The following is a 14,601-nucleotide window of genomic DNA, read 5'->3' on the forward strand; positions in this document are numbered from 1 at the left end:
ATAAAATGCACGCGGGAAATCTGAATCCGATGTTACACTTATTCGAAAACTTCGATTTCGTTATAGAAGGTGTCACGTTCTACAGGTATGCGTCCAGCACCTTTGACCAGCCAGATTAGCTCTTTGCGGGTCAATCCGGCAGGAGTCAACGCACCTGCGGCATGGCTGATCTGCTCGCGCACAATCGTGCCATGGACATCAGATGCGCCAAAGGTAAGAGCGACCTGCGTCAATTGCGGACCAATATTAATGAAGTAAGCTTTAACATGGTCGATATTGTCCAGCATCAAACGGCTGATCGCAATGGTTTTGAGATCCTCGTAAGCAGAGTTGCGGCGCATGATGTTGGCGTTTTTGCTTTTCGGCTGCATGGACAGTGGGATAAATACCATAAATCCATTTGTTTCATCCTGCAATTCACGAATTTGCAGCATGTGCTCAATACGATCCTGATAAGTTTCGACTGAACCGTACAGCATCGTCGTATGAGTTTTCATACCGAGATTGTGGGCCGTACGATGTACTTCAAGATAGCGGTCCACATTGGCTTTGGTAACACGCATCTTCTTCCGATATTCATCAGATAAGATTTCCGCGCCACCACCAGTCAAAGATTGAAGTCCTGCCTTTTGCAGCTCTTGAAGAACTTCTTTAACACTCAAGCCGCTTATGCGTGTGAAAAAGTCAATTTCCGCTGCAGTGTATGCTTTCAGTGTAACGTTGGGATACTTTTCATTCAGTGCCTTCAATGAATCTACATAGTATTGGAAAGGCACATGATTATTATGACCGCCGACGATATGGAATTCTCTTACGCCTGGATGGATATGTTGCTCTACATAATCAATCATTTCCTGCCCAGACAACGTATAAGAGCCTTCCTCCCCCTGATCCTTGCGGAAATTGCAGAACGCGCAGCGCGCTTCGCATACATTGGTGAAGTACAGGCTCATGTTTTCGATAAAATAAACCTTTTTACCGTTCTTGCGTAAATTAGCTTCGTTAGCCAACTGGCCCAGTGTGAGAATATCGTCAGTTTCATACAAATATATACCATCTTCGAGGTTCAAACGAACCCCGTTTTGTACCTTTTCTACAATTTCCGCCATTCTGCGGTCTGTAAAAGGTGTAACTAATGTGGACATGCCTATTCCTCCTTCAAATTGCTCTGTGCGAGGCTGTCCGCCGAATTAGCGGCACAAGCGCTTGATGCGCACAGGATGTCCCGTTCCGTCGGTAAAATCCGGCAGCGCGGATATACGATATGTGAAAAATGTTACAATGCCAGGCTACAATGATGGATGTCTCATAATTTCGCCTTTGAAATGACAAATTTCCGACAGTTTCTTTAACACACTCTTCACCTATTATAAACCTCACACCACTGGTGTTCAATACAAACGAGTAGAAAAAGAGGTGTTTAAGCCTGTAACGGAAGGACATTCCATGACTTGAGCACCTGCAAATAAGAGAGTATACTGAAGGGGAGCATGAAGTAAAAGAGGAGGATGGAGCTATGATTAACATCACCGATTCCGCTGCTGAACGCCTGAAAGAAATGCTGGAGCAGCAGGAAACGCCGAATATGTTTTTACGTCTGGGTGTTACGCCAGGTGGATGTACCGGATTTTCGTACGCCATGGGCTTTGACGACAATGAGACGGATCAGGATATATATATGAATGTACAGGATATGAAAGTAGTTGTGGAAAAGGAAAGCATCCGCTATCTGGACGGTTTGGAAATCGACTTTGAAGAGTCCGGTATGTCCGGCGGCTTCACGATTCATAATCCGAATGCTGTAGCTACATGCGGCTGCGGTTCAAGCTTCCGTACAGCTACAGACGCAGGGAAACCAAGCGAAGAACCTTGTTAATTTTTCGAGTGGTGGCCTGAACTATCTCTAAAGACACGCGTTTAGGTTACGGATAACGGCCTTTGTGACGAATTTTACTCGTTGCGAAGGCCGTTTTTGTGTCGTTTACAGAAGCTAATATGGCGCGTTACAACCTGATTATGCAGTGCTTTTTTTGTTTATGTTCATCTTCTGCTTAGGATATACCGATATAACATTAAGTCTAAAGAACTATTTTGTACATAATAATTTACCTAAAGGAAGTGGAAAAAAGATGTTGAAAAAGAAATGGCTGATTACCTCTATAGTTGTGGTGGCCCTGTTTTTCAGTCAATCCGCATTGGCGGCAAAAACGTTTCCTGATGTGGACGGTACAAAATATGAATGGGCAGCTGAATCCATCCGTTCGATGGTCGACAAAGGTGTTGTCAGCGGTTATAAGGATGGGACCTTCAAGCCAGGCAAAACTATAACAAAAGCGGAATTTGTCCATATGTTTCATAAACTTTTTCCAGAAATCAATTATTCAGCTGGTAAATCTTCAGAGTTTGTGGATGCGCGCAAGCACTGGGCGCATAAAGATTTTGCAGCCATATTCAACGGGGATTATGTGTGGCCGTTTGCTGAAAGTGTGTGGGGCGATTATCCGAACTATCAATTCTATGTTAAGCCCGACAAACCGCTGACCCGATGGGATATGATGATGATTGCTTCTGTTCGAACGGATTATACCAATCAGACTCTTCACCCTGAGATTGACGAAGTCATTTCCTCAACTGCACAGTACAATGATGTGAAAGTCCGTAAGGCAAATTACAATGACAATTTCTCTGCCTACTATCCGGTACTGTACATCAACAAAACGGGAGAAGAGTACTCCTATGATGGAGATTCTCAGGATCAAAAGGCCGAAGCATTTTACACCCTTACCAAGATGGGTGTTCTTACCGCTGACAATGGATACCTTCGCCCAAAAGCGCAGGTCACACGGGCTGAAGCTGTTACCCTTTTACAGCGTTTGTATAATGCCACAACCAAGAAGTGATTTAACAAGATTGTAAAAAGGAAGAGCGCTATCCCTAAAAAGGCTAGCGCTCTTTCACTTACGCCGTGTCACTTGATTTAATCACGAAGATTCTTGCCGTGGCAGTCTACCTGTCTTAGTCAGATTTCGTATCCATGGCGGATTCGCGATTAATCTAATTTTACCGTGCTACAATGTCCTAAAATGATCTTCAACGCCCCATCTATATTGTTCAACACTTGTCCAAAGTGATTCACGAATATAAGCTTATTATGAATAAGCTCATCCAAGATCTTCACATCACTAGCTACATTGCCTTACGTAACTTTTCCTCGTATTCGATGATTCGATAATCTGCACATATGCCCTATTGCTTCAAATCAGTAAACAGCTCCTGCGCAGTACGCACAAATAACTGTACAGCAAGTGAAGCATTGTGTAGAGAGGGGATAGCGATACCGATTTGACGCGTAATTAGAGGCGTGGTTTCCTTGACGGTCAGATCATGGGGGAACGTGGACAAGGCGAGTGAAGAGACAATGCCCATACCTAGTCCCTGTCGGACCATGCTGACCAGCGTACTGATATTGTGAGTAATGAATTGTGCCTGCAACTGACTCTGCTCGCGTTCAAAACCTTCCATAATGGCGACCTCGTGTCCACCTTTACAAAAGATCATCTCCTGTTGATTCAAGTCTCGGATGGCGATTTTGTCGTGCGATTGAAAAGGGTGACCGTCAGGCAGGAGAATAACCATGTCATCCTGACATAAAGGAATTACATCTACCTCAGGGTCTGGCAACAGGATGATTCCCGCTTCAATTTCTCTGGTATGTACCCACTCCTTGACTTCATTCGTGGAACCTTCGTGTAAATCGAAAACAAGGTTCGGATAGTGCTGACGAATATGATCAATAATCGGGGGCAGAAAATAGGCCGAGGCAGAAGGAAAGGCACCAATCGTGATCGTACCCACATCCAAGCCTTTTTCAGCGGCCACCTGCTGCTGCACTTTTTCCATGCTTTGCAGCATCATGCGAAATTGCAGTAGTACTTTGTGTCCGATATCTGTCAGGAGTACGCCTTTTTTTCGGTCGCGCAGCAATAGCTGGACATCGAGCTCGTTCTCGATACTGGCGATGGCATGGCTGACCGCAGGTTGCGTCATATGCAGCTCATGGGCAGTTTGGGTAAAGTTTAGTGTTTCAGCTACGCGAACAAAGATCATAATCTGAGTTATAGTCATAAGTGAAAAGTTATCTCCCTTATTGAAAACATTCATTTTATTTATTAGTGACCACAGTATAAGCTAGTAAAGCAAAACTTTGCAAACGGCTATTCAAATTTTAGTCGTAAGCAATGCGCAATGAAATTCTAAGGAGAGAGACATCTATGAAAAAGTTAACGCCTAAAGCTACGTTGTGGCTTGTCTTGATATTAGTGATGGTATGGGGGATCAACTGGCCGTTGACCAAGCTGGCCTTGCCAGATACGCCGCCGATATTTTTTTCGGGAATCCGCACGCTGCTGGGTGGTGTGATTCTGCTGTTGTTCGCTATGCGTAATCGGAAAACCTTACGCCTTAGACAAAATGCGTGGACATATCTTGTGCTGGCTATATTTAATATTGCAGGCTACTATGGCTTGCAGACGGTAGGACTGCGTTATTTGCCTGCTGGATTATTTTCCACTTTGGTATTCCTTCAACCGATCTTGTTGGGATTATTCTCCTGGCTGTGGTTGGGAGAGCGTATGTTTCCTCTGAAGGTCATTGGACTGGTACTCGGTTTTGGTGGAGTGATCGTGATTAGCTCAGGCGGAATGGCAGGTCATTTGTCTGTGCTGGGCATTGTGTTGGGGCTAGCCTCGGGACTGTGCTGGGCGCTCGGAACGATTTATATGAAGAAAAAAAGCAAACAACTGGACTCCATTTGGGCGGTGACGATGCAACTCATTTTGGGAGGGATCATACTCAACGGGATTGGGTTTACGACCGAAAAATGGAGCGATATCCACTGGACAGCCTCCTTTATCGCGATTCTATTGTTTATTTCAGTATTCGTGATTGCGATGGGCTGGATGATTTATTTTAAGCTAATCGACAATGGGGATGCAGGAACCGTCGGCTCATATACGTTTATGATTCCGGTGCTATCCACACTCTTTAGTATGGTCATGCTCAGAGAGTCCCTCACTTTCACATTTGTAGTGGGGTTGGTACTGATTGCAGGTAGTGTGTATTTGGTAAATACAGCTTCTCCCGGAAAGCGAGCGAACCAAAGCTCGAAGGCTAATGAAACGAATTCCTGTACAAATGCTTAGAAAATATAGAATCAGGAAAAATATACTAGAATATCAGAGAGGGGAATAGTAAAATATGACTATATAAATAGAGAGGAAGTTTGGTATGGGAGAGTTAAGCGGTCATACTCAGTCTGTGGAGCCACAACCACAGCCTATTCGTAAGCTGGCAGTTGTAGCAACGGTCATTTCTGGAGTAGCTGTACTAGGCTGTATAGCCTTGGCGGTATGGAATTATAATCTGAATACGAAGGTCAATTCTTTAACTATAGTGAATGCATCGCTAAAACAGACAACACAAGCCTTAACCAAGCAACAAAATGATACAGAAGCCCTACTCGGAAAAGTTAAATTAGCAGCCAACCTGTCATCCATAACGCACCTGTTAGAGCAGACATCTGTCGTTACTGATGATTTTGTATTGGAAAAAGTAACTTTTGATGTGACAGAGGATGGCAAGTTGAAGGGTGTGCTACTGAATGTGAACAACCAACCTAATCTCGGTTTTGGCGGTGCTTATCAAGGTTATGGCAAATATAATATGTCTTCTGCTGCATTGACGAAGAAGGCAGAGGAAGTCATCGACATAGCTATGAAGGAGTACAGTACATCTGACAAGCTTCCGGTATGGGATAAGAATACGAAGGTGGAAATGACGGTTCAAAATTATCCGCTTGGTAAGCGGGAAGGCGGCACTTTTAAGCTCACTGGTCAGCAATAGGAGGAACCTAACGTTAATCCGATGCTGGACTTTACAGATTTTTGTCTTAAGTATACAAATTGAGCGGGGGAGCTAGGATATGGACAGGTACACACCTACAGCGAGGGAACGCTGGCAGATGAAACAGAGTGAGCCGCAGCCGCAGGGCTGGGTGCTCGCTCTATTTGGTTGGATTTTTTCAGGTTTGGGGTTCGTATTTAGTTTTTTTGTCATTGGAGGCTTGTTTGGGCTTATAGGTCTTGTTTTCGGAATTTTGACTAGAAAGATGGAACAAAGAAACACGCAAGGCATCCTGATTATCGTTATCAGCTCCGTTGCCATTGGCATTGGCCTATTGATTTTTATGATTTTTTTTCGCGCATGGTTTTGTAGAAGGTCTGAGAGAAGGTTATAATGAGCATTATTAGGTCAGGGAGGTAACACCATTGAGTGTCATTATTTCACAGCAAATCTCGGCAACGGGTGTGAAGGAATATACGAAGGTGACCAAAACATTTGATTCCCCTTTTACACCTTTGGTTGGACAGAAAATCAGGGATACGGCATTTGGCGATATGCAATATTATGATGTCGAGGACGTATTTATTGATCTAGCGGAGAATGAGTACTGGGTAATTCTACCTGCGATTTTGCTGCATACAGATGATATTGAGGATATACGAGATGCTGTGCGTGAGTATCGTTCACACGGTTGGGAATGTACGAAGCCTTTATAAATGCATACTGCTTAAGCATCTACACGGAGACGTCTTTCTTTTGCGAGATAGGCGTTTTCTTGTGTATTTGTGTATAAACTATTCCTAATGATTGGCATGAAAAGAAAGAAATTATGCTGAAAATGCGCAAAATGTATCATTTTTTATCATAAAACGACAAGTTGGGAAATGAAAACGGACTTAATGTGTTATACTTAGTATATCAAAGGACAAGAGTCTAAAACGACCGGTAAGGCCCTTTCTTTGAAGAGCCTCTGAATGGTTCAACGTTTATCCAAAATAAATGGTCAAAAGGAAAAGGGGAAATGCTAACGTGAGAGTGAATTTGAAATTTACGAACAAAGGGCAAGTTGCAGTTGAGAAGTTCAACAATGAGGAGCTTATCGAAATCTTTAGCCGCTACATTAAAACGTTATGCAAGAAGTATGATATCTCGGTTACGGTACCTGAGGATCTGAATGAGCAGATTTTGGAAGAGGGCACCGTGAAGGTCGTGCTGGATAAGATTAATTGTGACATGGACGCTTTTTTCAAAGAGCTGAGTCGGGATATCAAGGTGCCGCTGGTCAAACGATTGGGTACCAAACTGGATAACGTGTTTAAGACCGAGGTCGTGGAGCAAGAACAGAGCTAAGGATAAGGATCAAGCGAGACCTAATGAGAATTTGCAATATGAAATCATAAAACCTCCCGAATGGGGCGCATGGCTAGGCAATGTGCTCGTTCGGGAGGTTTTATATGCTTAAGCTGCTCTATTTAGGAAATAACATGCATGGCATGTCTGCACCTTTTACCGTGTTGTTGTGGACGTAAGGCGCAGTTTGGCTAAATCAAACGGAGGCACCAGCCCTTCCTGCGCAGCGCGACCGAGCAAGGCTTCAATGGCGGCATAACCGCTGTCGCCCAAATTGGCGGTAAAATCGTTCACGTACAGGTCGATATGCGATTGGGCGACATCGGGTGATAGCTCTTGCGCATGAGACAATACATATTCACGCGAAGCTTCGGGATGTTTCCAAGCATATTCGACAGAGGCACGTATCCAGTTGGTGATCGCATCCATATCCAGCGTACGGCGGGCAATAATAGCTCCGAGCGGGATCGGCAGCCCTGTATCTTCTTCCCACCAGTTCCCTAGGTCAACTTGCTTGCTAAGTCCATAGGACGGATATGTGAAGCGTGCTTCATGAATCACCAATCCTGCATCTATCTCTCCGTCACGGACAGCAGGCATAATTTGGTCGAACGGCATCACGACGATCTCGCCGACACCTCCAGGCACATGCTTGGCCGCCCAAAGACGGAACAGCAGATAAGCGGTGGAACGTTCACTTGGAACAGCTACACGCTTGCCGGACAGGGCTTCCGGACCTTCGATGGTGGAACCTTCCTTAGTCAGTACGAGCGGCCCACAACCCCGGCCCAGTGCACCACCACAAGGCAGCAGGGCGTATTCATCCAGCACCCAAGGAAGTGCAGCGTACGAAATTTTCATGATATCAAGTCCGTCTGGTGTGATCGCCAGATTGTTGGTGATGTCGATATCGGCGAATGTAATGTCCAGCGCGGGTGCGCCCGGAATCAATCCATGCGCCAAGGCATGGAAGACAAAAGTGTCGTTAGGACAAGGTGAAAAAGCAATTTGCATCTATATAACCTCCGTTAATGTAGAAAATGCGGCTTCCAACGCTTGCAAAGCCTCTTTGATTCGCCAGGCTGCACGGTCACGTGGACCAACAGCATTGGAAATCGTGCGAATCTCCATCATCGGCAGCTCGAACCTGTTGGCCGCCACGGCTACGCCGTAACCCTCCATCGCTTCGGCAGCAACTCCGGGAACGCGTTTGGCTAGGCGTTCCGCTGTAGCCGCTGTGCCGGTGGCCGTCGAGACGGTCAGGATCGGTCCATCGACGGCCGTCTGGCCAGCGTCACGCAACGCCTGAACGAATCGCTGCGCGGTGGCAGCGTTCACGGCAATGCGGCTGGAGCCAAAACCCAGCTCGTCCACGCTGCTGAAGCCCTCTGCTGTCTCTGCCCCTAAGTCGGCGGCAATAATCGCGTCAGCAACGACGACGCTCTCCAGTGCAGCGACCTCCACGAAGCCGCCTCCAATTCCAGCGCTAATGACCAGACGGTAGCCGCCAGTGGCCAGTGCCAGCGCGGTTGAAGCCGCTGCGGACGGAGCGCCTACACCAGCCAGCTCGACCACAAAGCGAGTGTCGCCTTTCAGGCCGCGCAGCACAGCCTCCCGTTCGCCTTCAACCGCGGTCATGACCAGGATGCGCCCATCTGATGTTGTATGCTCCATCGGTTGATTCCCCTTTAAATTTAGGTAATATGCTTTCTTATCATACTGCTTTTCCAAATGATGTTCAAAAAAAGTCGACAAAAAAAAGCGCTCTATGGCGCTTTTTCGGAGAAAACTGCAAGATTCAACAGATATGAAAATTGGTAGATTAAACATATAACCATTCTAATCTGGAAGAACAGCGCAGACATAGCATATAATAATTATATCGGCTGATCCTTCGTGATTAGCTGAAACATGGTGATATTGCGGTCATAATGGCTTGGGGTCCCATCCTGATTGCGCACCCGAATCATCTCGCTGCTGAACAATTCGATATAACCACAGCCTATCTCACAGTATACGCCTGCTGGGTCCTCTTGCCAGACCGAAACGAGGTGTTGAGACAGCGCCGCGGTAAAAAATTCGATGTTTTTTTGCAGTACGCGTGGCGTTTTCTTGGGTTCCATAATGTAAATCCTCCCTATATCATGCCATTTGAAAATCAGCAATTGAACGTGGCTACTAAGTGGTTATTACACATCATAATGAACTTAATCAACTGAAAAAGGTACGGTTCGTCATTCTACTCTATGAAACAGACGTAAACACTGTACCGCTTAATGCTATTTTTGTAAAGCATCCGTTTGACCTTTTCAACATCCATTGTGTGTTTACACACATTTTACATTGCGTTTACACTTCTGTGATGCTAGTGCGTTTCATCTAATAGTACAATAAAGGGTAACTATACTGCATGAAATTGATGGAGGCCATATGTTGATAGAGAGTCAGAAGAAGGATAAAGCCGGGTCAGAACGTTACTTTAACCGAGATTTAAGCTGGATTGAATTTAATCGTCGTGTGCTCCAGGAGGCTCAGGATGCAGATACACCGCTGCTGGAAAGAGCCAAATTCTTAGCAATTGTGTCCAGCAATTTGGATGAGTTTATGGCTGTTCGTGTTGCAGAGACGCGCGAGAAGATCAAGGCTGGTTTTATGCAAAAGGATTTTACGGGTTATACCCCTTCCGGTTTGTACAAGCGCCTGATCAAGCGTACCGTCTCGATGGTATCCGAGCAATACCGGACCTATCGTGATATTTCTCGCCTATTGACGAAAAAAGGTCTTTTGCTGCTTGAATATAATGACTTAAATACGACACAGCGTAAGTCGCTGGATGCATATTTTCATGAAATTATATTTCCGGTGCTTACACCGATGGCGGTCGATCAAAGCCGTCCTTTTCCACTGGTTCATAATAAATACGTATATTTGGCAGTTGTCTTGAAACGTCCGGGAGATACGGAGGAGGATAAGCCGCTTTTTGCGATTGTGCAGGTGCCTTCCAATATTCCGCGTGTCGTTTCGGTGCCGTTACGTTCCAATAGCAAGAAGAAATCATTTATTTTAATTGAGGAACTGATTAAGCATCATATACAAACGTTGTTTTCTGGATATATCCCCGAGGCGGTTCATGCCTTTCGGGTTACGCGTAACTCTGATTTGTCCATTAATGAAGAAGAGATCGAAGATTTGCTCGAAGAAATTGAAAAAGAACTACGTCGAAGACGGCGGGGAGCACCGGTCAGACTGGAAGTAGAGAAAGGGATTAACCCCTTTGCCCTGATGGAGCTTCAACGTGAATTCAAGCTGTTCGATCATGTATTTGAGATCGACGGGCCGTTAGATCTGACGTTTTTGTCGTCTTTTGCCGATCATTTGGAGGGGTATTCGCATCTGAAATTTCCGGCAATCAAACCATTGTATCCGGAAGAACTGCCTCCGCAAGAGGATATCTTTAACGTACTTCGCAAACGGGACGTGCTCGTGTACCATCCGTATGAATCGTTCGATGCGGTAACTGATTTTATCATTGAGGCATCAGAGGACCCGGATGTGATGGCCATTAAGATGACCCTGTACCGTGTCAATGGAGAATCGAAGCTCATTCCGGCTCTGGCACGTGCAGCCGAATCGGGCAAGCAGGTGACCGTAGTGGTCGAACTGAAGGCGCGTTTTGACGAAGAACGTAATATTGCTTGGGCGCGTACGCTTGAAAAAGCTGGCTGTCATGTAGTATACGGGTTGGTCGGCTTGAAAACACACGCCAAAATTATTCTAATAGTACGTCATGAACGTAATGTGCTCAAACGGTACGTGCATGTGGGAACTGGCAACTATAATGAAAGTACGGCGCGTGTATATACGGATATCGGGTTATTCACAGCGGATCCGGTGCTGGGTGAGGATGCCTCTGAGCTGTTTAATGAAATCACGGGCTTCTCGGCGCTCAAGACCCCGCAAGCTTTCACCGTAGCTCCGACGGGAATGAAAAATAAGCTGTTCGACCTGATCCGCAGGGAAGCGGAGCAAGCACTTGCAGGCAAGCCAGCCCGTATTATTGCTAAAATTAATTCTTTATCCAATCAGGAAATGATTGATGAACTATATGCGGCTTCTCAAGCAGGTGTGAAGATTGATTTAATCATTCGAGGGGTCTGCTGTTTACGCCCTGGAGTGGAGGGCTTTAGCGAGAACATTCGGGTTATCAGTATTGTCGACCGTTTCCTAGAGCATTCCAGACTGTTTTACTTTGAAAATGCAGGTCATTCGGAGCTATTCTTGTCCAGCGCGGATTGGATGACTCGCAATCTGACTCGCCGGATTGAGTTGATGTGCCCAATTTATGACGACCGAATCAAAGAAATGCTAGTGGATATTTTACGTTTATCCTTGAAGGATAATGTAAAAGCACGCCAGCTTCTGCCGAATGGCAGCTATCAATTTGTAGCCAGAAACAACGAAGAGGCTCCCATCAGGAGCCAATTCGAAGCAATGAAGGTTAAAAACTGGAAGAAGGAAGAATGGACCACGACAACGTAAGATTCCAGGCCTTTTGAAAATCTTTTGCGACAGCCACCAGCTCCCGTTGCTCCAGAATCGGTTCACTCTTGCTTTCCAGGCGAATATGCAGCGCATCGTCTCCTGTCGTGGGATGGATGCCGGAGATGATGCCGGATTCGCTACGATCCATACCGATTGCTAGCTGGAGCAGCGAGCCGAGCCGGTGCACACGTTCTTCGTCGGAAGGCTCCAAAATATCTGCATGTGTGCGCAGCAAGCGGGGGGTCCGGTTTTTGGGGTGGTAATCAGCGATCAGCGCGGCTAGCACTGTTTCCCGGTGAGATAAGCCGCCAATGCCTGCGTGCAAGATCCAGAACACGGAATGCTGGCGGAAGTGATAGTAATTCAAGGCTGCGCCTGTTTTGTAAAGAGTTGCTGCGGTCAGTAACAAGCGTTTGTCCATAGCGATTGAGGGTCCCTCAGCTAAAGTGTCATAGAGTCGGACGGCGTACTCGTTAACCCGCTTGACATGCGCTTCGCTAACCGGGACAGCAAACGACAGGATATTGCGAATGGATGCGATGAGCGGATTAGCCACCACAGGCTGTTCAGCGTTGATTAGCTCATGAAACAGGCCGTCTCGCAGACCCGCTCCACTGACCAAATACGCGGAGCCTTGAGCAGCTTCAAAGATCGTTTTCAATATAATGAGACCCGGTACGATAATGTCGGCTCTGTCTTTGGACAGGCCGGCTGTTTTTTTGCGTTTTTCATAGGGGAGATGAGGCAGACTGCTATAAAAATAATCGACATCTTCTATTGTCATTTCGTAATGGTGTGTCACAGGAAGCGAGTAATCCCGCCGTTTCTGATTGATTTTAGCCAAAGTACGGAGGGTTCCACCCAGCCCGATAAACGGCAGACCCGGATTGGAGAAGATCCAATCATGGTTTTGCAGTGAAGAACGGACAAAGCTCTCCATTTCTTCAATCTGTCCAGGAGACCATTCGCCATTCTTGACCTCACGTCCAAAGCGCCAATTCATATTGACTGCGCCAAAGGGAAATGAAACTGTATGCAGCCGTGTTCGATCCCGGAACAGCGTAATTTCGGTACTGCCGCCCCCGATGTCAATAATAATGCCGTCACTCACATTCATTGTATTCACTACGCCTAGAAAACCGGCATAGCCCTCTTGCTCCCCGCTCAGGATTTCCAATGTTAAATTTGTCTCTTCCGCAATCCATTGAACAATTTCGTCCGAATTGGCCGCATTGCGGATGGCCGCTGTTGCTGCTGCACGCATACGAACAACCCCGTGCATACGGCAAACTTCCATAAATTGGCGTAGCAATGGAGCGATGCTGCGGATTGCTTCTCGTTCCATACGGCCGTTGGCCCCAACCTTTTCGCTCAGTCGGGCAGCTTCTTTGCATTCCTGCACAATTCGATAAGCACCTGTCTCTGTCATTTCATAGATCACGAGACGTATGGAGTTTGAGCCAATGTCCATGATGCCAATTTTGCTATTCATGAGTTGACCTCCTTGTTGAAAGAAACAATTTGCAGCAAATTTAACTGCTCCGTTCTAAATGGTATTCAGATTATTGTCATTGTACCAGTGTTGTCCGGTGCATGCTACCGTTCGTCATGATCTTGTCGAAATAGACACATGATCCTGACAATCACCCAAGAATAGCACACCTCTATTGAGTATGTATAAGTATAGCTGACGGCGAAAGGAGAGAATTAGATGAGACAACTTGCAAGCAAATGGCTAAAGACGAAGGCGCTCCTCCATCATCCACATACCGCCGTTTATATACCGGAAACCTGTCTATATAGTGAAGAACAATTGCGCATAATGCTACGGCGGCATGCTTTTGTATTTATAAAACCCGTAAGAGGAGGCGGAGGTGTCGGAGTCATGCGCGTGGCAAAGGAGGGGAACGGCTACACCTGTACGCGTATGGAACAAACATATCGGTTCAGCCATTTTAGAGCGCTTGTGGCCGGAATCAATAAGCTCCGAATCCAACGTCCGTATCTCATTCAGCAAGGTATTCAACTAGCAAGTATCCAAGGTAGACCTGTTGACTATCGAGTCAAAGTCGTAAAGGAAGGGGAAAAATGGGAGTTTCGTGCAGTGGTGGCGCGTCATGCTCGTCCCGGACTGGTCATAACGAATCTGTGCAAAGGAGGAACTTTGCTGAAGGGAACAGAGGCACTTCGAATGATATATCCGCGACGGCTAGCTAGACGAAAGCGGCGGGAGATCGTTGAACTTACACAGCACTGTATTCCTATACTTGAAAGAAGATTTCCCGGGATCGGACAACTGGGATTTGATTACGGGCTTGATTGGAATGGACGGGTATGGATTTTAGAGGTAAACACAAGACCTCAATAAATTCAGGTTTTCTTCAAAAAGTTTCCATTATAATCTATTAACAAGATGCTAAATATAATATATTTGTATAAACATAAAAAAAATTTTTTTTTGCGTTTAATCGCCAAAATTCTGTGTATAAATATTGTCCACATTATCCCCTGTCACATATAAGGGTTAACGACACTTACCAACAATTTATACACAGGATTTCCACAATTGACTGTGGATAATAGAACGCTTGTTCCGTTTTTGGTATTTTGATAGAATAGATTTTGAAATAAAAGGAAAGGTTGTGTCGAGGATGGCTATGCTGACGGATGAAATGCTTTTGGATTCCTATCAGATGGCAATCGAGCTTAAACTTGAATGTGACTTCATTGCACTGTTGCTGGCTGAAATTCACAAAAGAAATCTAGAGATGAATACAGCCGTAGTCCTTCATTAGACCGGACAAGCTC

The 14,601-nt window shown here is 45.8% G+C and carries 16 protein-coding genes; 10 read left to right on the plus strand and 6 right to left on the minus strand.

Annotation, left to right across the window (positions count from 1 at the left end; translation table 11 throughout):
* Positions 1-38 precede the first annotated feature (38 nt).
* Positions 39-1,145 (minus strand): aminofutalosine synthase MqnE, encoded by a 1,107-nt coding sequence (gene mqnE / locus C400_RS0113420; RefSeq protein WP_017427285.1) that lies wholly within the window; start codon positions 1,143-1,145, stop codon positions 39-41.
* A 371-nt stretch (positions 1,146-1,516) separates the two neighbouring features.
* On the opposite strand from mqnE, the gene C400_RS0113425 reads away from it, so the two are divergent.
* On the plus strand, positions 1,517-1,876 hold the full coding sequence (locus C400_RS0113425) for a HesB/IscA family protein (protein ID WP_017427286.1): 360 nt from the start codon (positions 1,517-1,519) through the stop codon (positions 1,874-1,876).
* Positions 1,877-2,129: 253 nt separating this feature from the next.
* Positions 2,130-2,900: an S-layer homology domain-containing protein gene (locus C400_RS0113430; protein ID WP_017427287.1), complete on the plus strand. Its 771-nt coding sequence runs from the start codon at positions 2,130-2,132 to the stop codon at positions 2,898-2,900.
* 346 nt (positions 2,901-3,246) lie between these two features.
* Here the strand turns inward: C400_RS0113430 and C400_RS0113435 are convergent, their stop codons facing one another.
* Positions 3,247-4,125 (minus strand): LysR family transcriptional regulator, encoded by an 879-nt coding sequence (locus C400_RS0113435; protein WP_017427288.1) that lies wholly within the window; start codon positions 4,123-4,125, stop codon positions 3,247-3,249.
* A gap of 146 nt (positions 4,126-4,271) precedes the next feature.
* On the opposite strand from C400_RS0113435, the gene C400_RS0113440 reads away from it, so the two are divergent.
* The 5 genes from C400_RS0113440 (at position 4,272) to C400_RS0113460 (ending at position 7,251) form a co-directional block, all read left to right on the plus strand.
* Positions 4,272-5,201, plus strand: a complete 930-nt coding sequence (locus C400_RS0113440) for a DMT family transporter (protein WP_016820016.1) — start codon at positions 4,272-4,274, stop codon at positions 5,199-5,201.
* An 85-nt stretch (positions 5,202-5,286) separates the two neighbouring features.
* Positions 5,287-5,901 (plus strand): hypothetical protein, encoded by a 615-nt coding sequence (locus C400_RS0113445; RefSeq protein WP_016820017.1) that lies wholly within the window; start codon positions 5,287-5,289, stop codon positions 5,899-5,901.
* A 79-nt stretch (positions 5,902-5,980) separates the two neighbouring features.
* Entirely contained in the window at positions 5,981-6,295 is a 315-nt protein-coding gene (locus C400_RS0113450) for a hypothetical protein (protein ID WP_017427289.1), read from the plus strand.
* A 31-nt stretch (positions 6,296-6,326) separates the two neighbouring features.
* The gene (locus C400_RS0113455; protein WP_016820019.1) at positions 6,327-6,617 is read left to right on the plus strand and encodes a hypothetical protein; all 291 of its coding nucleotides are present in this window, start codon (positions 6,327-6,329) and stop codon (positions 6,615-6,617) included.
* Positions 6,618-6,930: 313 nt separating this feature from the next.
* The gene (locus C400_RS0113460) at positions 6,931-7,251 is read left to right on the plus strand and encodes a hypothetical protein (RefSeq protein WP_013372898.1); all 321 of its coding nucleotides are present in this window, start codon (positions 6,931-6,933) and stop codon (positions 7,249-7,251) included.
* Between the two features lie 156 nt (positions 7,252-7,407).
* Here C400_RS0113460 and C400_RS0113465 read toward each other — a convergent pair whose 3' ends face one another.
* The 3 genes from C400_RS0113465 to C400_RS0113475 form a co-directional block, all read right to left on the minus strand.
* Positions 7,408-8,265: a 1,4-dihydroxy-6-naphthoate synthase gene (locus tag C400_RS0113465; protein ID WP_017427290.1), complete on the minus strand. Its 858-nt coding sequence runs from the start codon at positions 8,263-8,265 to the stop codon at positions 7,408-7,410.
* On the minus strand, positions 8,266-8,925 hold the full coding sequence (locus C400_RS0113470) for a futalosine hydrolase (RefSeq protein WP_017427291.1): 660 nt from the start codon (positions 8,923-8,925) through the stop codon (positions 8,266-8,268).
* 203 nt (positions 8,926-9,128) lie between these two features.
* The gene (locus C400_RS0113475; RefSeq protein WP_016820022.1) at positions 9,129-9,374 is read right to left on the minus strand and encodes a hypothetical protein; all 246 of its coding nucleotides are present in this window, start codon (positions 9,372-9,374) and stop codon (positions 9,129-9,131) included.
* Between the two features lie 307 nt (positions 9,375-9,681).
* On the opposite strand from C400_RS0113475, the gene ppk1 reads away from it, so the two are divergent.
* Entirely contained in the window at positions 9,682-11,790 is a 2,109-nt protein-coding gene (gene ppk1 / locus C400_RS0113480) for a polyphosphate kinase 1 (RefSeq protein ID WP_016820023.1), read from the plus strand.
* On the opposite strand, the gene C400_RS0113485 is transcribed toward ppk1, so the two are convergent.
* Entirely contained in the window at positions 11,750-13,285 is a 1,536-nt protein-coding gene (locus C400_RS0113485; RefSeq protein ID WP_017427292.1) for a Ppx/GppA phosphatase family protein, read from the minus strand. The genes ppk1 and C400_RS0113485 overlap by 41 nt on opposite strands.
* Positions 13,286-13,504: 219 nt before the next feature.
* Here C400_RS0113485 and C400_RS0113490 point away from each other — a divergent pair, with 219 nt between their 5' ends.
* Both C400_RS0113490 and C400_RS0113495 read left to right on the plus strand, forming a co-directional pair.
* Complete coding sequence (locus C400_RS0113490) at positions 13,505-14,161, plus strand: YheC/YheD family protein (protein ID WP_017427293.1); 657 nt, start codon at positions 13,505-13,507, stop codon at positions 14,159-14,161.
* A 283-nt stretch (positions 14,162-14,444) separates the two neighbouring features.
* Positions 14,445-14,588, plus strand: coding sequence for a sporulation histidine kinase inhibitor Sda (locus tag C400_RS0113495; protein ID WP_007431918.1), 144 nt, complete (start codon positions 14,445-14,447; stop codon positions 14,586-14,588).
* Positions 14,589-14,601 lie beyond the last annotated feature (13 nt).

The sequence above is a fragment of the Paenibacillus sp. ICGEB2008 genome (assembly GCF_000307675.1).
Lineage (GTDB): Bacteria > Bacillota > Bacilli > Paenibacillales > Paenibacillaceae > Paenibacillus > Paenibacillus polymyxa.